This is a genomic window from Accumulibacter sp. (genome assembly GCF_029255125.1).
GTDB lineage: Bacteria > Pseudomonadota > Gammaproteobacteria > Burkholderiales > Rhodocyclaceae > Accumulibacter.
The window spans coordinates 281,501-301,041 of record NZ_JAPUVR010000100.1 but is presented as its reverse complement, the minus strand read 5'-3'; the positions used below and the strand labels follow the sequence as shown (position 1 = coordinate 301,041).

The 19,541-nt window shown below is 64.2% G+C and carries 12 protein-coding genes; 10 read left to right on the top strand and 2 right to left on the bottom strand.

Translation table 11 applies throughout. The annotated features are described in order from the left end of the window. Positions 1 to 5 precede the first annotated feature (5 nt). The 10 genes from Q1L59_RS09660 to Q1L59_RS09615 all read left to right on the top strand — a co-directional run bounded on the left by Q1L59_RS09660 (position 6) and on the right by Q1L59_RS09615 (position 15,870). A complete protein-coding gene (locus Q1L59_RS09660; protein ID WP_300331449.1) occupies positions 6 to 2,588 on the top strand; it encodes a [protein-PII] uridylyltransferase in 2,583 nt (860 codons plus the stop codon). A 701-nt stretch (positions 2,589 to 3,289) separates the two neighbouring features. Next, positions 3,290 to 3,550 (top strand): hypothetical protein, encoded by a 261-nt coding sequence (locus tag Q1L59_RS09655; protein ID WP_300331446.1) that lies wholly within the window; start codon positions 3,290 to 3,292, stop codon positions 3,548 to 3,550. A 77-nt stretch (positions 3,551 to 3,627) separates the two neighbouring features. Continuing rightward, complete coding sequence (locus Q1L59_RS09650) at positions 3,628 to 3,954, top strand: HPr-rel-A system PqqD family peptide chaperone (protein WP_300331443.1); 327 nt, start codon at positions 3,628 to 3,630, stop codon at positions 3,952 to 3,954. Next, positions 3,951 to 4,868 (top strand): HprK-related kinase A, encoded by a 918-nt coding sequence (locus Q1L59_RS09645; protein WP_300331440.1) that lies wholly within the window; start codon positions 3,951 to 3,953, stop codon positions 4,866 to 4,868. The genes Q1L59_RS09650 and Q1L59_RS09645 overlap by 4 nt, the downstream gene beginning before the upstream one ends. Further along, positions 4,852 to 6,006: a nucleotidyltransferase family protein gene (locus tag Q1L59_RS09640; protein WP_300331437.1), complete on the top strand. Its 1,155-nt coding sequence runs from the start codon at positions 4,852 to 4,854 to the stop codon at positions 6,004 to 6,006. Before Q1L59_RS09645 ends, Q1L59_RS09640 begins: the two co-directional genes overlap by 17 nt. A 107-nt stretch (positions 6,007 to 6,113) precedes the next feature. Next, positions 6,114 to 9,224 carry an error-prone DNA polymerase gene (locus Q1L59_RS09635; RefSeq protein ID WP_300331434.1) on the top strand — a complete coding sequence of 1,037 codons (3,111 nt, stop codon included), beginning with the start codon at positions 6,114 to 6,116 and terminating at the stop codon, positions 9,222 to 9,224. A gap of 217 nt (positions 9,225 to 9,441) precedes the next feature. Next, entirely contained in the window at positions 9,442 to 11,916 is a 2,475-nt protein-coding gene (locus tag Q1L59_RS09630; protein ID WP_300331431.1) for an EAL domain-containing protein, read from the top strand. Between the two features lie 7 nt (positions 11,917 to 11,923). Further along, positions 11,924 to 12,601, top strand: coding sequence for a bacteriohemerythrin (locus Q1L59_RS09625; RefSeq protein ID WP_300331428.1), 678 nt, complete (start codon positions 11,924 to 11,926; stop codon positions 12,599 to 12,601). A 10-nt stretch (positions 12,602 to 12,611) separates the two neighbouring features. Next, the gene (locus Q1L59_RS09620) at positions 12,612 to 14,129 is read left to right on the top strand and encodes a histidine kinase dimerization/phosphoacceptor domain -containing protein (protein WP_300331426.1); all 1,518 of its coding nucleotides are present in this window, start codon (positions 12,612 to 12,614) and stop codon (positions 14,127 to 14,129) included. 226 nt (positions 14,130 to 14,355) lie between these two features. Then, positions 14,356 to 15,870, top strand: coding sequence for a response regulator (locus tag Q1L59_RS09615; RefSeq protein WP_300331423.1), 1,515 nt, complete (start codon positions 14,356 to 14,358; stop codon positions 15,868 to 15,870). Positions 15,871 to 15,993: 123 nt separating this feature from the next. On the opposite strand, the gene Q1L59_RS09610 is transcribed toward Q1L59_RS09615, so the two are convergent. Both Q1L59_RS09610 and Q1L59_RS09605 read right to left on the bottom strand, forming a co-directional pair. After that, positions 15,994 to 17,874, bottom strand: a complete 1,881-nt coding sequence (locus Q1L59_RS09610; protein WP_300331420.1) for a response regulator — start codon at positions 17,872 to 17,874, stop codon at positions 15,994 to 15,996. Continuing rightward, positions 17,831 to 19,537, bottom strand: coding sequence for a CheR family methyltransferase (locus Q1L59_RS09605; RefSeq protein ID WP_300331417.1), 1,707 nt, complete (start codon positions 19,535 to 19,537; stop codon positions 17,831 to 17,833). Before Q1L59_RS09605 ends, Q1L59_RS09610 begins: the two co-directional genes overlap by 44 nt. Between the last annotated feature and the right edge of the window lie 4 nt (positions 19,538 to 19,541).

Below are 19,541 nucleotides of genomic sequence, written 5' to 3'. Positions count from 1 at the left end.
CGGCGATGTCCGACGATCTGGTCGACCGCCAGGCGCTGCTCAGTAGTTTTCGCAGCCGGCTGCAGGGCGGACAGGCGGCTATCCGCGAAGGTTATCTGACTGATGGCGACGCAGCGCGCCTGCTGACCGATCGCTGCCGCCTGATCGACGAGTGTTTGTGCGCCTTGTGGCAAGGGCTGAAGTTGCCAGCTTCGCTGAGCCTGGTGGCTGTCGGCGGCTACGGCCGGGGAGAGCTTTTTCCCGCTTCGGACGTCGATCTGCTCGTCCTCTTGCCGAGTTCCCCGGATGCCAGTCTGACCGCGCAGCTCGAACAGGCGATTGCCCTGCTCTATGACAGCCGGCTCGATGTGGCGCCCAGCGTGCGCACGGTCGACGAGTGCGTGCAGGCGGCAAGCGGCGATCTGACGATACAGACAGCGCTGCTCGAGACGCGCTTGCTGACCGGTAGCCCAACGCTGTATCACGAGTTCGTGCGTCGACTGCAGGAGACCATTGATCCGCAGGCGTTCTTTGAAGCCAAGCGCAAGGAACAGGAGGAACGCCACCTGCGTTTCCACGATTCCCCCTACAGTCTGGAACCCAACTTCAAGGAGGCGCCCGGTGGCCTACGCGACCTGCAGACTGTCCTCTGGGTGACGCGCGCCGCCGGCTACGGCAACACCTGGCATGACCTGGCCCGACAGGGGTTCCTGACCGCCGAAGAGGAAGAAGTCGTCCTCGATAGCGTCGCGTTCCTGCGCCAGTTGCGCGTTCGCCTGCACCTGCACGTCGGCCGTCGCGAAGACCGACTCCTGTTCGACTACCAGACGACACTCGCCGAGCAGATGGGCTATGTCCCGACACCGACGCGTCGGGCCAGCGAGCGACTCATGCAGGAGTACTATCGAACGGCAAAAAGGGTAACGCAGATCAATGCGATATTGCTGCTCAATGTGGATGCGGCAATGGCCCCGCCCGACCAGCAGGGGGCGCAACGCATCGACGAGCACTTCCAGAACCGCCACGATGTGCTTGACGTGGTCGACGAAGACATCTTCAACCGCAAGCCGGCCCTCCTGCTCGAAGCCTTCCTGGTCATGCAGAAGCATCCCGAGCTGCAGGGCATGTCGGCCCGCACGCTGCGCGCCTTATGGCACGCGCGGACGCTGATTGACGAGCATTTTCGCCGGGATCCGGCGAACCGTGCGTGTTTTCTGCAACTGCTGCAGCAAGACCGTGGCGTCGTACACGAGTTCCGCCGGATGAACCAGTTCGGCATCCTCGGTCGCTACCTGCCGAGTTTCGGCCAGATCGTTGGCCAGATGCAGCACGATCTTTTCCACGTCTACACGGTCGACCAGCACATGCTGCGTGTCCTGCGCAACCTGCGCCGTTTCATGGCTGAGGACTTTACGCACGAATATCCGCTGTGCAGCGAACTGATCCGCGATTTCCCGCGCCCCTGGGTACTCTACATCGCGGCCTTATTTCACGACATCGCGAAGGGCCGTGGCGGCGATCACTCCACCTTGGGTGCGCTCGACGCGGCCGAGTTTTGCGCTCAACACGGTCTCGCCGAGGAGGACAGCGAACTGGTCGTGTGGCTGGTTCGCCAACACCTGCTGATGTCGGCGGTCGCGCAAAAGCAGGACATTGCCGACCCCGAGGTGATCGCATCCTTTGCCGCCGCGGTCAGGGATGAACGACACCTCACCGCGCTTTACCTGTTTACCGTGGCGGATATCCGGGGAACCAGTCCAAAAGTATGGAACAGTTGGAAGGGACAGTTGCTCGAGCAGCTTTTCCGCAGTACTTGCCGAACGCTGCTGTCCGGTGGTCAATTGGCGGTTCGGCAAGGGCTGATCGAGGAGCGCCAGCAGGAAGCTCTCCGCTTGCTCCGCTTTTTCGCGCTGCCCGAAGCCGTGCACCAGCGCCTGTGGAAACAGCTCGACGCGGTCTATTTCCTACGCCACTCGCCGGAAGAAATCGCCTGGCACACGCGCGCGCTGCACTATCGGACGGGGATCGAAGACCCGGTGATCAAAGCCCGGGTCAACCCGCATGGCGAAGGACTCGAGGTCCTGGTCTACACGCGCGACCAGACAGATCTCTTCGCACGCCTCGTCGGCTTCTTCAGCCGGGAGGGCTACACCATCGTCGATGCCAAGATACACACGACCCGCCATGGCTACGCCCTCGACAGTTTCATGCTGCTTGATCTCAGTGACCGGGGTAGCGATCGCACCATGATCGCCTATATCGAGCACGAACTGAACGACCGCCTGCGCCGCCGAAATCCACCGGATGCGCCTGGCGGTGGACGCATCTCGCGCCAAGTCAAGCACTTCCCGATGCAGCCGGTAGTCACCATCGAACTGGACGAAAGAGGTCAGCACTACGTCCTGTCGGTAAACGCGGCTGATCGTCCTGGCTTGCTCTATTCGATCGCGACGACGCTCGCCACACACGGCGCCAATCTACACACAGCAAAGATCTCGACGCTGGGCGAACGTGTCGAGGACACCTTTCTGATCAGCGGCGGCGACCTCGCCGACACCGCCAACCGAATCAAGCTGGAGACCGAACTGCTCGAGCAGCTCAAGCTGTGAGGGAAGCAGGCACCGACATGCGGCGGTCAGGGACAAGCATCGACGCAGACCCAGGGTGAGCGCGCAAGGTTGGCAAACCAGCAACAGCACATGTCGGTTTTTTTTACACCCAAATACCTGCACACATCTCCTGCTATTCTGGTTGATCGCTTAAGCCAATGATTTAGGCTTTGATTCATTTGGCCCATTGACGATGGCACAGGATTTGCTATTCTATGATTTAGACAGGGCGCGCCGGCCTGATGCGAAAACGATGGCAAATTGTCGTCGCCGGCGGCAGGGCAGCGCTCAAACGTGAGACTTTTTTTACAGATGACCGACCGCGCGCAGGTTACACTGGCGCTGACTGGGCAGTTGGCGCGCCGCTTCCGGGTGCGCGCAAACCAAGCAGCAGCCTGCCAGCTAGCGTGACGGCAGCCGCCAAACGCGAGGCTGCCGGAACAGGCTGCCAGAGAGGTTCGGGTTTGGTAATACGGCAACGGCAAGCTGAATAACTGGGAGCAGCATTTATGAAAAGTTTGAGGTCGATTGACGAAGCAGGACAGTCGCCGGCATCTTCGCCCACTGAGAGCGATCAAGTCAGTTCGCTAACGACTTCTCCCCCCGATCCAGGTCGACGTCGCTTGGTTCGTGGTGCTGCGGCTGTAGCCCCGTTGGTCTTGACACTGCGTAGCGGCGGTGTGCTGGCAGCAGTCTCGTGCATGGGCGTCAGCCAGATCGCAGCGACGGACGCCAATGGAGATTTCATGGGGAACAGCATCACCGTCGTCGGCGATGCATGCGTCGACACGTTTTCCCAGAATCCTGCCACGTGTCCTGGAACCAGAATCACCGGTGGAACCCTTAGCGGTGTCTCCGTCACCTATCCGGGCATAACGACCGGTTTTTATCGCTGCCAGGGGATGCCGAACCGGACGGTTGCCATCCTCAGCTCAGCCGCCGCGACCTCGCTCGTAAGCTGAGTTCCCGGGTCGTACGAACCGAACCGCCCGCCGGCGTTCGACATCCGTCTGCGTAGCACTACCCGACGCCAAAGCGCATGGGCGATGAGGCACGGGAAGAATTCCTTTGTGTCAGCCGGGCTGCCGCCAGCGGCGGCCTGCTGTGGCGAAGCTGGGACGCCGATCTGTACATCGTCTATCAGCCATCATCAGCCGAAACACACGTCTTCAACGGACCGACTGCTGCCATCCTGCGCACCCTCGATGATCGGCTCCTGACCTTGGATGAGTTGAAGTCACACGTGGAACAGGCGCTCGGAGCCCAGCGCGGCGATCTTGCGGAAGCAGATTTTTTCGCCGCCGTACACCGGCTGGATGAGCTTGGCCTGATCGAGCGCGTACAAGCAGCGGACGACGTGCGGTGATCATTGGCGATCTGGCTCGCCAGGACGTTGCGCAACGGCTGGCGGGCGATGGTCTGGGCATCCGTTTTGGTCCATTCAACATCCGGATTCGCTCCGAACTCGCCAGTTTTGCGGCACTTGCCCATCAGCTCTACGCGCCCTACCCGATTCCTGGAGAGGCAAGTTTCAACGATTTCCACGTCCGCCTTGCCCGACCGCGCGGCCTGCGCCGTTGGTGGCGCCAGCAGGTCTGTTTTGCCGTCGACGGACAGTCGCCGTTCGCACCCTACACCGTCGAGCATGCCTTTCCGGCGCTGGAGTGGGGAATCAACTGGTGTGTCGCAACGCGCTCGCATCACCTGCTGATGCTGCATTCGGCCGTCGTCGAACGGCAAGGCAAGGCGATGCTTTTTCCTGCCTGGCCTGGGCACGGCAAGTCGACGCTGTGCACGGCGCTCATCCACTCGGGCTGGCGCCTGCTCTCCGACGAGTTCGGGCTGGTGCACCCGGCAGACGGAAGCGTCTTGCCGATCCCTCGGCTGATCCCGCTGAAGAACGAGTCGATCGACGTCATCCGCCGTTTCCGGTCCGACGCCGTCATTGGTCCTGCCTTCTACGGCACGCGCAAAGGAACCGTAGCGCACGTCCGACCGCCGCTCGACAGCATCCGGCGAGCAGACGAGCCGGCCCGGCCGCGCTGGCTGGTCTTTCCGCGCTGGCTCGCCGGAGCCGCGCTCAGCCTCACACGAATGCCGAAAAGTCAGGCTTTCCTGATGGTCGCGACCAACTCGTTCAACTACGAGGTGCTCGACGCCACCGCCTTTTCACTCGTCGCCGACATGGTTGATGCCTGCAACTGCTACTCGCTCTGCTATTCCAATCTCGACGAAGCGATCCGCGTGCTCGGCGAGTTGGCGGATGCTGACCAGGGCTAGCGTGGACAGCGCAACGCGACGAGCTCAGCAACTGTTGCTGGACGCGATCAACCAGCCGGCCGACCTCATCCGGCTGTCGGTGGCCGACTGGGAACTGCTCGTGCGCGTCGGACGGCGCGCGCGTCTGCTCGGCCGGATCGAAGCCGATCTTGCCCAACGCGGACTGCTGCACGCCATCCCGACGGGCGCCGCGCAGCACCTGCAGGCCGCGCGTCAGGTCATCACGCATCGGCAGACGCTGATCACCTGGGAAGTCAACCGCATCCTGTGGGCGCTCGCCGGCAGCGCTACGCCACTCATCCTGCTCAAGGGCAGCGGCTACCTGCTGGCCCGGCTGCCACCGGCGCGTGGCCGCGTCTTCGCCGACGTCGACCTGCTCGTGCCCGAGGAGAAGATTGGCGAGATCGAGGAGCAACTGGTCGGACATGGCTGGTTCAAGACCGAGATCGATCCTTACGACGACCGCTACTACCGCGTCTGGATGCACGAGATTCCACCGCTGCGGCACAGCGAACGGGGGACCGAAATCGATCTTCATCATCGCCTGCTGCCACGCACCAGCCGCCTCCCGTCGAGCCCTGAACCACTGCTTGCTGCCGCTCAGCCGCTCGCCGACCCACGTCTGCACGTTCTCTCACCACCGGACATGGTCCTGCATGCGCTCGTCCATCTGTTTCTCGAAGGAGATCCGGACGAAGGGCTGCGCCTGCGCGATCTGCTCGATGTACATGATCTGCTGTGCCACTTCGCGCAACAGACAGACTTCTGGGCCGACCTGGTAGCGCGCGCCGGCGCGCTCGGCTTCCGGCGGCCACTGTTCTACGGCCTGCGCTACGCCCAGCGGCTGTTCGCCACGCCGGTTCCGACGAGCGTCGTCCAGCAGCTCGCACCGGCAGCCCCGCCGCGCCCGCTGCTCGCCCTGATGGATCGCCTGATTCCGCTCGCTTTGCTGCCGGAACACCCCGATCGCCCGCGCGGACGGGCGACCCTGGCCCGCTGGCTGATCTACATTCGCGCCCACTGGTTGCGCATGCCGCCAGGCTTGCTCACCCGACACCTGTCGCACAAGGCCTGGCTGCGCCTGCGCGGCGTGCGCAAACGCGTCGATCTGGCGCAACTCGATCTCAGGCAGCAATAGCTTCCGCCAGCGTAGCGACTTGGCGGTAAACCTGACGGGAAACCAGAAACACGCGGCAACACCTGCGGCGATGCACGGTATACTGTTCTTAACAACAGTCACCCAAGATGGCCGCCGATCCTCCGCCCTACGCCGAACTTCATTGCTGCTCGAACTTTTCCTTTCTGCGCGGTGCCTCGCACCCGGAGGAACTGGTCGAACGGGCGCAGGCGCTCGGCTACAGCGCGCTGGCGATCACCGATGAAGCATCGCTGGCCGGCATCGTGCGCGCGCACAAGGCCGCCACCGGCAGCCTGCGGTTGATCGTCGGCGCCGAGTTTCGGCTCGCCGACGAAGGCGCCGCCGGCTACCGGCTCGTCCTGCTCGCCGAGAATCGCGCCGGCTATGGCGATCTGGCCGAACTGATCAGCCGAGCGCGGAGGCGCTCGGCCAAAGGCGCCTACCAGCTCTACCGCAGCGATCTGGAAAGCCCTGACGGCGCAGTTTGCGGCAAGCTGCTGGCGAATTGTCTGGCGCTCTGGGTGCCCGCCGCCGAGACCACGGCCGACGACGGGCGATGGCTGGCACGCTGTTTTCCCGGGCGCGCCTGGCTGGCGATCGAGTTGCACTGCGGACCGAACGACGCGGCGCTGCTCGAGCGACGGCTGGCCCTGGCCGCTGCCTGCGGCCTGCCGGCGGTCGCGGCTGGCGATGTACACATGCATCTGCGCAGCCGCCGTCCGCTGCAGGACACGCTGACCGCAACCCGCCTCAACACCACCGTATTCGCCGCCGGCAACGCCCTGTTTGCCAACGGTGAGCGGCACCTGCGCCCGCGCCGACAACTGGCCCGCATCTACCCGCCCGAACTGCTTGCCGAAACCCTGGTCGTCGCCGAGCGTTGCCGCTTTTCGCTCACCGAGTTGCGCTACGAATACCCGGACGAGGTCGCTCCCGACGGCCAGACGGCGGCGGCCTTTCTGCGCGCCGAGGTCAACCGAGGCTTGACCCTGCGCTATCCGGCGGGCGCGCCGGCAAGCGTCGTCGAGCGCGTCGAGCATGAACTCGCGCTGATCGGCGAACTCGCCTACGAAGCCTACTTCCTGACCGTGTACGACCTGGTGAACTTCGCCCGCCAACGCAACATCCTCTGCCAGGGGCGCGGCTCGGCTGCCAACTCGGCGGTCTGTTACTGCCTCGGCATCACGGAAGTCGACCCTGCCCGCTCGAACCTGCTTTTCGAGCGCTTCATTTCGCGCGAGCGCGGCGAACCACCGGACATCGACGTCGATTTCGAGCATGAACGGCGCGAGGAGGTCATTCAGTATCTGTACGCACGCTATGGACGCAGCCGCGCGGCGCTGACCGCCACCGTCATCACCTATCGGATGCGCAGTGCCTTACGCGATGTCGGCCGTGCTCTCGACTTCGGACGGGCGCAGATCGACGCTTTGACCGCCTCGCTCGCCTGGTGGGACAAACGCGAACAACTCCCCGAGCGCCTGCGCGCGGTCGGCCTCGACCCGAGCGCGCCGCGCGTCGCCAAATGGCTGGCGCTGGCCGACGCGCTGCGTGGCTTTCCGCGCCATCTCTCGCAGCACGTCGGTGGTTTCGTCATTTCGCGCGGCCCGCTGGCGCGTCTCGTACCGATCGAAAATGCCGCCATGGCCGAACGCACGGTCATCCAGTGGGACAAGGACGATCTCGACGCGCTCGGCCTGTTGAAGATCGACCTTCTCGCCCTCGGCATGCTCTCGGCCATCCATCGCGCGCTCGACCTGATCGGCTGCCGCCTGGCGGACGTCCCGGCCGAAGACCCGGCAGTCTATGACATGATCTGCGCGGCCGACACGATGGGCGTTTTCCAGATCGAATCGCGCGCGCAGATGGCCATGCTGCCGCGCCTGAAGCCGCGCAACTTCTACGATCTGGTGATTGAAGTCGCGCTGGTCAGGCCGGGACCGATCCAGGGCGACATGGTCCATCCCTATCTGCGCCGCCGGCACGGCGAGGAAGCGATCGAAGCGATGCGTCCGGAAATCGCCGCCGTCCTCGCGCGGACCTGCGGCGTGCCGATCTTTCAGGAACAGGTGATGCAACTGGCAGTCGTCGCCGCCGGCTTCACGCCCGGCGAAGCCGACCAGTTGCGCCGGGCAATGGCCGCCTGGCGACGCAAGGGCGGCCTGCAGACGTTCGAGGAAAAGCTCATCGCGGGCATGCGCCGGCGCGGTCACGACCAAGCTTTCGCGCAGCGTATCTTCGCGCAGATCAAGGGTTTCGGCGAATACGGCTTCCCCGAATCGCACGCCGCCTCGTTCGCACTGCTGGTTTACGTTTCCGCCTGGCTCAAGTGCCACCACCCGGCGGCCTTCCTCTGCGCCCTGCTCAACAGCCAGCCGCTCGGCTTCTACTCGCCTTCACAGCTCATTCAGGATGCTCGCCGGCACGGCGTCGAGCTGCGCCCGGCGACGATTGGCCTCAGTTTCTGGGAGGCCCGGCTGGAAGCGGCGCGGACGCACGCGAGCAGCGGACAGCCCGCCGTCCGCCTCGGTCTGGCGAGCATTTCGGGCCTGGCACAGGACGGCGTCAGGCGGCTGGTCGAAGCCCGCCGACAGCAGCCCTTCAGCAGCCTGGCCGATCTGGCGACACGCGCGCAGACCAGCCGGCGCGACCTCGAGCTCCTTGCCGCCGCCGGCGCTCTCGCCGACCTCGCCGGGCACCGCCGACAAGCCGCCTGGGCGGCGGCCGGCGTTTCCCCGACGATCGATCTGCTGAGCGATGTTCCGCTGCGCGAGACTGCCGCTGTCCTCGCCGCGCCCTCGGAAGGCGAAGACCTGGTAGCCGACTACGCCGGGATGAAACTCACCCTCGGTCGCCACCCGCTGGCGCTTTTGCGCACCCGGCTTGCCGCGCAGCGTTTCGTCGCCGCCGAGCAATTGCACCAGGCGGCCGACCGCCAGCTCGTCCGCGCTGCTGGTATCGTCACCTGCCGGCAACGGCCGGGGACGGCGAGCGGCATCGTTTTCGTCACACTGGAAGACGAAACCGGGCTGGCCAACATCGTCGTACACGCGTGGCTGGTCGACCGGCAGCGTCGCGAGCTGCTCGGCGCCCGTTTGCTCGGGGTCTTTGGCCAGATCCAGCGCGCTGGCGAAGTCGTCCATCTGGTCGCCAAGCGTCTGGTCGACCTGAGTGCACTGCTCGGCCAATTGTCGGTGCACAGCCGCAATTTCCACTGAACCGCGGCGGCCACGGCGCCGCCCCGCAGCGCCCCTCGCCCACCCGGCTGTTCGATCGCCGGCCGTCTTCCGTGCATCATTTCACGGACGATCCTATACTGGCTGAGGTACGATGAAAGTTCCTGTCCTTTGCCTTTGACCTCGACTTTGGGCTGCGCCGCGCCCGAGCAGACGCAGCGGACGCCCTTTGACCGGGAACGCTCTGGGAACCTTGAACATGGATACCCTGAAGGAGAAAACCAGAATTCTGATCGTCGAGGACGAGGCGATCATCGCCATGGATCTCAGTCAGCGGCTGGAGATTTTCGGCTATGCGGTGACCGGCATCGCGGCCAGCGGCGACCAGGCTCTGCGCCTGTGCTACGACATCCAGCCCGATCTGGTGATGATGGACATCGTGATTCGTGGCGACAAGGACGGCATCGAAACCGCCGCGCTGATCCGCGGCCGGCACGACATTCCGGTCGTCTATCTGACCGCGTACAGCGACCTGTCCACCCTGCAGCGGGCACGCGAAACGCTGCCCTACGGTTACCTGGTCAAGCCCTTTCGACCGGACGACGCGCGCGCCACGATCGAAGTTGCTCTCGTCAAACACCGCATGGAACGGCAGTTGCGCCAGAACGAACGCTGGTTCGCCAAGACGCTGCACTGCGTCAGCGACGGCGTGGTGGCGACCAACGAGCACGGCGCCTTGCGTTTGTTGAACTCGGTGGCTCGGCAACTGCTCGGCGTCGACGAGGAAGCCGTGCTCGGCGCGCCGATTGGCAGTGTGCTTCGACTGATCGACGAGCATACGCAGCAGGCGATCGACGAACCCGCGCAAACCGTGCTTGCCACGCGCATAGCGCTGACGCAGAACAGCACGGCGCTGGTGATCGCCGCTGACGGCCGGGAAACGGTGGTCGAGTACAACGCCGCGCCGATCCTGGACAACGACAATGCGCTGCTCGGCGCGGTCATCGTCCTGCGCGACATCAGCCATCGCCGGAAAGTCGAGCGTGCCCTGGCCGAAAGCGAGGAGCGCTTTCACTCGGCGTTCGATTTTGCCGCAATCGGCATGGCCTTGGTCGCCCTCGACGGCCGCTTCCTGCAACTGAACGACGCCGCATGCGCCATCTTCGGGCTGTCGCCGGGCGCAGCGCGCTGCGTCACGCTGCAGTCGGTCTGCCACCACGACGACTGCGAGCATCTGAATAATCAAATCTACGATCTGATCACTGGCGGCGCTCCGTCGTTTCAGACCGAAATCCGGTTTGTTCATCCGGACTCGCAGATCACCTGGGCCATGCAGTCGGTCTCGCTGGTCAGCGATGGCGGGGCACCGCTCTATTTCATCGTTCAGGTACAGGACATCACCGCGCGCCGTTCGGCCGAGGCGCAACTGGTCTACCTGTCGCAGTTCGACCACCTGACCGGATTGCACAACCGGACGCATCTGACGCGCATGCTCGAGAAGTCGCTGGCAATGAGCCGGCAACACGGCCTCGGCGTGGCCGTGATGTTCATCGATCTGGATAATTTCAAGCTGGTCAACGACACGCTCGGGCATGCCGCAGGCGATGCCCTGCTCAAGGAAGCGGCCAGGCGGCTGCGCACCGCGGTCCGCGAGTCGGACATGGTCGGGCGCATCGGCGGCGACGAGTTCGTCATCGTGCTGACCGGAATCGACAAGGCGGAAACGGCACAACGCGTCGCCAGCAATCTGCTGCAGGCGATGGAGCGGCCGGCGCAGATCGGCGAAGAAGAAGTCTGGTTGACGATCAGCATCGGCGTCAGTCTGTTTCCGAACGACGCGAGTACCGCCGAGCGCCTGCTGGCGGCTGCCGACAACGCCATGTATCGCGCCAAGGAACTGGGCAAGAACGGCTGCGCGTTCTTTTCCGCCGAGTGGAGCGAACAGGCCACCGGCCGCATTCTGCTCGAAACCAACATTCGCCGGGCGCTTGCCGGCGAGCAGTTCGAGCTGCACTATCAACCGATCTACACGACCAGCGGCAAACTGCACGCCGTCGAAGCCCTGGTCCGCTGGCGCGATCCCAAGCTGGGCCTGGTTTATCCGGGTGAATTCATCCCGACGGCGGAGAACTCGGGCCTCATCGTACCGCTCGGTCAATGGGTGCTCGACGCCGCGTGCAAGCAGTTGCGCACCTGGCACGACGGCGGAGCGCCCGACCTCTACATGGCGGTCAATCTTTCCGGTCGCCAGTTCCGCGACCCCAAGCTGCTCTACATCGTCGAGGCGACGATCGCCGAAAGCGGGATCAATCCCAAGCGTCTGGAGCTCGAACTGACCGAATCGGCGATCATGCAGCAGCCCGAAAAGGCGAGCTCGACACTGCGCGACCTGTGCAACATGGGCTTGCGGATCTCGGTCGATGACTTCGGAACCGGCTATTCGAGCCTGAACTATCTGAAGCGCTTTCCGATCCACAACCTGAAGATCGACCGCTCGTTCATCAGCGGCTTGCCGGGCGACCGCGAAAATGCAGCCATCGTCTCGGCCATCATCACGATGAGCCATGCGCTCGGCCTGCGGGTCATCGCCGAAGGCGTCGAAACGCAAGCGCAGCTCGACTGGTTGCGCGAGCAGGCGTGTGATCTGATCCAAGGCCACTTCTTCAGCCGGGCGAGCGATCCGCCCGATCTCGCACCACTGCTCGCCGCCGGCGAGCATCGAGCCAGCACCTGACCCGACCATGGCCGATTACGTCGATTGGGATCCCGGCGTCACCGTCGGCGTCGAGGAAATCGACCTCGAGCACCGCACCTTCGTCGCCCTGATCAACCGTCTCGAAAGCGTCAAGACCGACCGCGCGCTGGCGCCGCGCGTGCTGCAGGAACTGATCAAGTACGTTGCCTTCCATTTTCAGAGCGAAGAAAACATCTTTTTCGAAAACGGCTATCCCGAACTTGAAGCGCACCGTGTCCTGCATCTGGCGCTGCTCGAAAAGCTGAACATCGTCCTGATGGAGTTGCGCTCCGGGCAGATCGACTTCGACGAGTTGCTCGCGTTCTTTCGCGAGTGGTATCTGAACCACACGGCGAAGGAGGACCGCCGCTTTGCCGCGTTCCTGGCACACACGGCCGAAGCCAGCACGGCCGATGAGCAGCGCACGCCGACCGCTACCCGCTCGCCGACGGCACCCGCCAGCCCACCGCCGCTGACCCGCGTTCCGACCGCCTGGCTGCACGACATGCTGGCAGCCAGCGTCCGCCTGCACAGCGATCGGGTGCTCGAGTTGGCAGCCGCCCTGCAGGCGGCCGATGCTACGGTCGCCGACTGGGCGAGCGCGCGGGCGGCCGACTTCGACTACCCGGAAATCGCCGCGGCGCTGCGCTCGGAACTCGCCAGGCGAGCAAGCGAGCCCCGATGAACGGGCGGCGATGACTCCGGTTCCGGCGAACATTCTGCTCCTGGACGACTTGCGCGACAGCCTCCGGCAGTCGGCCCGCCTGCTCGCGGCGCATGGTTATCGCCCGCGGCCAACGCTCAGCGCGACGGCCGCGCTGGCCGCCGCGGCGGCCGAGCCGCCTGATCTGATCCTCCTCAAGCCACAACTGGCGACCGGCATCGACGGCTACGAGGTGTGCGCTCGTCTGAAGGCGGAGCCCTCGACGGTCGACATCCCGGTGATCTTCGTCAGCGCATCAGAAGCCGCTTTCGACAAGGTACGGGCATTCTCCTGCGGCGGCGCCGATTTCGTCGGCAAGCCCTTCGAACCCGAGGAACTGCTGGCGCGCATCGCACTGCATCTGCGCCTGCACCGCCTGCAGAGCGAAGTGGCGACGCACAACTGGCACCTGCAAAGCGAGGTGCAGCGGCGCACCGCCGACCTGCTGCAGGCCAACGCCGAACTTAAGCAGATGATCGCCGAAAATGCCCGCACCGAGCAGGCGCTCAAGGAAAGCGAGCACCGCTTCCGCATCGTCATGCAGAATTCGCCGATCGTCATCTACGTCCTCGACCAGCAGGGCATTTTTCGGCTGGCCGAGGGGCTGGCGCTGACCCAGTTGGGTTTGCAGCCGGGCGAAGTCGTCGGGCGCTCGGCGTTCGAGGTCTTTGCCGACTACCCGGCGGTGCTTGCCGACCTGCGTTGCGTCCTCAGCGGGCGCCTGCGGCGAACAGAGAGCCAGATCGGCGAGACCGTCTTCGAGACCGTGTACTCACCCTACCTCGGCCTCGACGGCGAGGTCAACGGCGTCATCGGTGTTGCCGTCGACACCACTGAGCGCACCCGAGCGCGCGCCCGACTGCAGGCTTCCGTGCGCGAGAAGGAAGTCCTGCTGAAAGAGATCTACCACCGGGTCAAGAACAATCTGCAGGTCGTCGTCAGCCTGCTCAGCATGCAGGGCCAGGGTGTGGCCGACACGGCCGTGCGCGAGCGTTTTGCCGAAAGCGCCGACCGGGTGCGCGCCATGGTGCTGGTTCACGAGCAGTTGTACCGCTCAGCCGATCTCGCCAGCATCGCTTTCGACCGCTATCTGGAGCAACTGATCGAGCAGTTGGCGCACCAGTTCGCGCGACCGAAGGTGTGCATCGTCAAGCGCCTGCAAACGCTTACCCTGGGGCTGGATACGGCGATCCCCTGTGGCTTGCTGATCAACGAGCTGATCAGCAACGCCTTCAAGCACGCCTTCCCCGATCGGGAGAGCGGCCGCATCGAGCTCGAGTTGCGGCGCAACGACGATGCAACGATCTCCATCGTCGTCGCCGATGACGGCATCGGCCTGCCGGAGAACTTTTCGCCGCAGCACGGCACGAGTCTCGGCTGGCGGCTGGTCAACGGACTGGTCAACCAGATCGAAGGTACGCTCTCCTTCCATCGGCAGGGCGGGTTGCGCATCGAGGTCTGTTTTGCCGAAGAAAACCGCGAAACGAGTCGCTACCGCGACGGCCTGTGATCAGCCAGCACCGTATAATGATGGACTCGTAACGCCGGAAAAGGAGAGCAGGCGATGGCGGATCTGAGGGGCATGGGTCACGCGGTGCAGCGAGCGAACCGCGCCGTAGTTACCGCGTCGAACGCGCGCTACAAGAGACGCGCAGCGTGCGCTGCCGACAAAATCTCGTCAGCCCGCGGAATCGGGCGGCGAAGCGCTTAGCGCACGACCACCAGGAATCAGCACCATGACTACCCAGACCCCTGACGAAATTCTCGTCGTCGACGACACGCCGGCCAATCTGAAGCTGTTGAGCATGCTCCTTGCCGAGCAAGGCTACCGCGTTCGCCCAGCTTCGAACGGCGTCCTCGCCTTGCGTTCGGTTGCCGCGAAAGCGCCGGATCTGATCCTGCTCGACATCCGCATGCCCGACATGGACGGCTACACGCTCTGCCGGCAGATCAAGGCTGATCCACGTCTGGCGCCGATTCCGGTAATCTTCATCAGCGCGCTGAATGAGACGGCCGACAAGATCCAGGGGTTTTCCGTCGGCGGCGTCGATTACCTGACCAAACCGTTCGAGCCGGCCGAGGTGCTGGCGCGCGTGCGCACGCACCTCGACCTGTGGCGCCTGCAGCGTCGGCAGGCGCAGGTTCAAAGCGAGCTCGAACTGCGCGTACGGGAGCGCACCACTGAACTGGCGCAAGCCAATCGTGCCTTGCAACTGAGTGAGGAACGCCTGCGCCTAGTCATCGAAGCGACCAGCGACGGCGTCTGGGACTGGGACGTCCACAACCAGTCGCTGTTCCTCAGCGATCGCTGGTACGCCATGCTCGGCTACGCTCCTGGCGAGTTCGTAGCCACCCGCCAGAGCTGGAGCGAGCGCGTGCATCCGGACGATTTGCCGATGGTCGAGGCTAACCTGCAGCGCCATCTTGACGGCGAGCTGCCCGAGTATGACGTCGAGTACCGCATGCTCCACCGCTCGGGTGATTGGCACTGGGTGCAGGCGCGCGGCAAGGTGGTCAGCCGCGCCGCCGACGGGCAACCGCTACGCATGCTCGGGACGCACGCCGATATCGCCGGGCGCAAGCGCGCCGAAGCGCGTATCCAGGCCTCGCTGCGCGAGAAGGAAGTTCTGCTGCGCGAGATTTTTCATCGCGTAAAGAACAACCTGCAGGTCGTCGGCGGCCTGCTCAACATGCAGGCGAACGAAATCGGCGACGCGGCGACAAAAGCCATTTTCACGCAGAGCGCCGATCGTGTGCGCGCCATGGTCTTGGTACACGAACAGCTTTACCAGTCTGAGGACTTGTCCAGCATCGCCTTCGACAGCTTTCTCGAGCAGCTCATCAGCTACCTGGCGCAGCAACTGTGTACGCCCGGAGTTACCATTGAACGCCACCTGGCACCGATCGTTCTTGGGCTGGAAACGGCGATTCCCTGCGGACTGGTGGTCAACGAACTGGTCACCAATGCCTTCAAGCACGCCTTTCCGAAGGGCCAGAGCGGGACAGTCGTGGTTGAATTGTGGGAAGACGAGGAGCAGCGAGTTTGCCTCGCAGTGACCGACGACGGCGTCGGCCTGCCCGCCAGTTTCTCCTTGCAACGCGGCAAGACGCTGGGTTCGCAACTGATGGCCGGACTGGTCAATCAGATCGAAGGCGAGCTGCACGTGCGGCCAGGCCCGGGTACGCGCGTCGAGCTCGCGTTCAAGGCGCAGCATGCGGAAGCCCGCCGCTACCAGAGCAGCCTTTCCTGAACGACGCTGGCGCCCGCGATCGACGGCAAGCAGACGCCGACGCGGATCGCCGAGGCCTGGCAGAATGTCGCCGACGAGCAGCACACCGGTCGACCCGGCGGCAGGTCGGGCACAGCGACCGCATCACGCGTGCAGCAAGGCGATAAGCTCCTCGAATTGAAACTCTTCAAGCATCGCGGCGATATGCCGGGCGAGGTGGGGATGATCGTCCGCAACTCGGGCGAGTAAGGCGCCGACCTCGCTCGTGTTCAGTTCCTCGGCCGCCTTGCGCAAGGCATCCCTGATCTCGTCGGAGAGGGTGGCGATCTCTGCGACCAGATCTGTCGGCGAAATGACGACTGCCGCCGCTTTCTGCTGCTCGGTACTCTCACGCTGAAAACATAGCCCGAGCTGTTCTTCCAGCGCCGCAAACAGTTCATCCCGCCGCACCGGCTTGACCAGAAAGCCGCTGCTTCCCGCGGCGATTGCCTCGCTGCGCTGCTCTCCCAGCACATTCGCCGTACACATCAGGATCGGCGGCGCCTTCTCGCCTTGCTCGGCGCGGATCTGCTGCATCGCCGCCAAGCCGTCGAGTTCGGGCATACGCCAGTCCATCAGGATGAGCTGCGGGCAGAAGCTCGCCGTGCGCGCGATCGCATCCATACCGTCGACGGCTTCCGCCAGGGCGAAGCCGAGCGGTGCGAGGATTTGCACCAGAAGTCGGCGCGCGTCCGGGTCGTCGTCTACGATCAGAATGCGCTTGCCGCGATCGGCTTCCGCGAGGCCGATCACCGCGCCCTTGCTGGCCGGCACTTCGACAGCTTCCGTCGCCAGTTGCGCGACCAGCGTAAAGCGGAAGACCGAGCCCTCGCCCAAGGTCGACTCGACCGTGAGTTCGGCGCCCATCATGCTCAGGTAGCGCTGGGTGATGGCCAGACCCAAGCCGGTACCGGCGCCAATGGCATGCGTCACGATCTGCGTGAACGGTTCGAAGATCCGCCGCTGATCGGCGAGCGCAATACCGATTCCAGTGTCACGCACGGCGAATTCGATGCGCACCGCGCCTTCAGTCGCCGGGTCACCGCGAACCTCCAGCACGACGCTCCCCTGTCGCGTGAACTTGATCGCATTACCCAACAGATTGAGCAGCACCTGACGCAGCTTGGTGGCGTCGACGCGCACCACCGCCGGAATCGTTTCGACCTGCGCCAGCAGCGTCAAACCGGCCTGCTCGGCGCGCGGCAGCAAGAGCTTGATGACTTCATCGAGCAGTAGCCCAAGGTCGGTCGCTTCGTCGACGACTTCGACGCGCCCGGCCTCGATCTTCGAGAAATCCAGAATCTCGTTGATCAAGGCCAGCAGATGATTTCCCGAGCGATAAATGATCTCCAGATTCTTCCGGTCTTCCGGGCCGATCGTCGCCGAGCGGGCGACGACCTCGGAAAACCCGATGATGGCATTGAGCGGCGTCCGCAACTCGTGGCTCATGTTGGCCAGAAAGATGCTTTTCGTGCGATTCGCGGCTTCCGCCTGACTCAAGGCGATGCTCAACGAGCGCTCCTGCCGACGCAGTTGCCGGACCACGTCGGCGAGGCGGTTTTCGCGCGCGTGCAGCACCTGATAGAAGCGGACTCGCGAGAGGAGAAGATTGTCTTCCAGCGGCTTCGTCAGATAGTCGACGGCACCGATGGCGAAGCCGCGTTCGATGAACTCCTTGGCCTTGAAGACGGCAGTCAGAAAAATGATCGGAATGTTGCGCGTGCGCTCGGTCATCAGCAGATGACGGGCAGTTTCGAAACCGTCCATACCGGGCATCTGGATGTCGAGCAGGATCAGATGAATGTCGCGCGTCACCGTATGCATCAGCGCTTCCTCTCCGGCCGCCGCCTCGATCACCTCGGTTTCCGGCAGGCGGGACAGGAGAACACGCAGCGCAAAGCGGTTGTTGGCGTTGTCATCAACGACGAGGATGACGAAGTCGTCAGTCATGGCGAGCAGTCCCATGAAAACGGTAAATCTGGGCATCGCCGAAGTGCGGGACGAAGCCCTCTTCGCGCGCCGTCTGGATCAGTCCGTCACGCGGACCAAGAACGAGAAAGCCATCCGGATGCAAGGAGCGGGCAAACAGGCGCAACACCCTTCTTTGCACGTCACGATCGAAGTAGATCATCACGTTGCGACACACGATAAGCTGAAATTCGTTGAAGACACCTTCCGTGACGAGCGAGTGCCGGTGGAAAAGCACCGCCTCGCGCACGCGCTGGCGTATCTTCAGGTAGCGGCTGCCTTGCTCGACGTACGCCGCGAAATCCCCTACCCCGCCACTGGCGAGATAGTCGGCGCGGCTGCTCGGCAAGGATTCCGTCGGGAACAGGCCGCTCCCCGCCAGATCGAGCAGGTGATCGTTGATGTCGGTAGCAAAGAGGCGGGTACGCGCCAGCAAGCCGAGCTCGTCGAGCAGGATCGCGAGCGAATACGCCTCCTCGCCGGTGGCGCAACCGGCCGACCACACCTTGAGCACCGAGAAACTGGCCAGATACGGCAAGACCTCGTCGCGCAGCAGGCGAAACTGTTCGGGATGACGAAAAAAACCCGTCACCCCGACCGAGATTTCAGCCACCATCCGTTCGATCAGCGGCCGCTGTGAGAGAACTGCCCGCTGAAAATCGGCGAAACCCGGCAAGCCGAAGCGGCCCATCAGGTTCTTGATCCGCCGGGTCAGGCTATCGCGCTGGTAGCCGCGAAAGTCGTATGCGTACTGCCGCCAGAGCGCCTCCAGAAAAAGATCGAGCAGTTCGCCGCTGGGCTCGGCGTGCGGCCCGACAACCGCCGCCGCCGCAACGCTGGCGATCGCCGGGCATTTCATCACCTGGTCAAAGTGTCCGGCATGCCGCGCGGCATCCGGCAAGACGCGCGCATCCCCACAATCGTCACCGTCCTCGACGATCACGCAGCCACCCGCCTTGTGCAGCGCGGCGCAGCCGTCGACGCCGTCGTGGCCGAAACCGCAGAGCAAAACGCCGAGCGCCCCTTTGCCGTACTCGCCGGCCACCGACTCGAACAGCGTGTCGATCGATGGCCGCGCATGACGAACCTTGCGATCCCGGGTGACATAGATCAGCCCGTGCGCCACCTTCAGGTGATGCGCCGGAGGCGCGACGTAGATCGTACCCGGCGCAACGGGCACCAGGTGCTGCGGCATGAGAACCGAGTAGCCGGTGCGCGTCTGCAACAGCCGGTCGAGCCAGTTCATCGCGTCCTCCTGGACGTGCTGGACGACGAACACCACCGCCTCGCTCACCGGCAGATGGGAAACGATCTGGAGAATCTTGTCCAGGCTGTTGGCCGAGCCGCCGAGAACCAACGCCCGGCACGGCTCGAGCGGGGTCAGTCCGTCGTTGCGCGCCACCTGCCGAACGGGCAGCCCCAGACGCGTCAGGCAGTGAACCAGCAGCGGCCGATAGGCGACAATCCGCAGCGTGCAGCCCCGATCGAGCAGCCGGACGAGGGCTTCGGTGATCGGCGCGGGCAGCGTGTCGGCGTCGTAGACGTCGAGTTCCAGAGCTTCGTTGGCGACCGATGGCTCATCCAGCAGCGCCAGGAGTTCGGCCCTTTCCGCCGCGGACTGCAGGCGGCCGAGGACACCGATGTGCCGGCGCTGGTCAGAAGCCAGGCGGACGACCCCCATCGCC

What these genes read in the sequence shown, in the direction of transcription:
- Q1L59_RS09660 (WP_300331449.1), top strand. Translation starts at nt 6, where the DNA reads ATGTCCGACGATCTGGTCGACCGCCAGGCGCTGCTCAGTAGTTTTCGC.
- Q1L59_RS09655 (WP_300331446.1), top strand. Translation starts at nt 3,290, where the DNA reads ATGGGCGTCAGCCAGATCGCAGCGACGGACGCCAATGGAGATTTCATG.
- Q1L59_RS09650 (WP_300331443.1), top strand. Translation starts at nt 3,628, where the DNA reads ATGGGCGATGAGGCACGGGAAGAATTCCTTTGTGTCAGCCGGGCTGCC.
- Q1L59_RS09640 (WP_300331437.1), top strand. Translation starts at nt 4,852, where the DNA reads ATGCTGACCAGGGCTAGCGTGGACAGCGCAACGCGACGAGCTCAGCAA.
- Q1L59_RS09635 (WP_300331434.1), top strand. Translation starts at nt 6,114, where the DNA reads ATGGCCGCCGATCCTCCGCCCTACGCCGAACTTCATTGCTGCTCGAAC.
- Q1L59_RS09630 (WP_300331431.1), top strand. Translation starts at nt 9,442, where the DNA reads ATGGATACCCTGAAGGAGAAAACCAGAATTCTGATCGTCGAGGACGAG.
- Q1L59_RS09625 (WP_300331428.1), top strand. Translation starts at nt 11,924, where the DNA reads ATGGCCGATTACGTCGATTGGGATCCCGGCGTCACCGTCGGCGTCGAG.
- Q1L59_RS09620 (WP_300331426.1), top strand. Translation starts at nt 12,612, where the DNA reads ATGACTCCGGTTCCGGCGAACATTCTGCTCCTGGACGACTTGCGCGAC.
- Q1L59_RS09615 (WP_300331423.1), top strand. Translation starts at nt 14,356, where the DNA reads ATGACTACCCAGACCCCTGACGAAATTCTCGTCGTCGACGACACGCCG.
- Q1L59_RS09610 (WP_300331420.1), bottom strand. Translation starts at nt 17,874, where the DNA reads ATGCCCAGATTTACCGTTTTCATGGGACTGCTCGCCATGACTGACGAC.
- Q1L59_RS09605 (WP_300331417.1), bottom strand. Translation starts at nt 19,537, where the DNA reads ATGGGGGTCGTCCGCCTGGCTTCTGACCAGCGCCGGCACATCGGTGTC.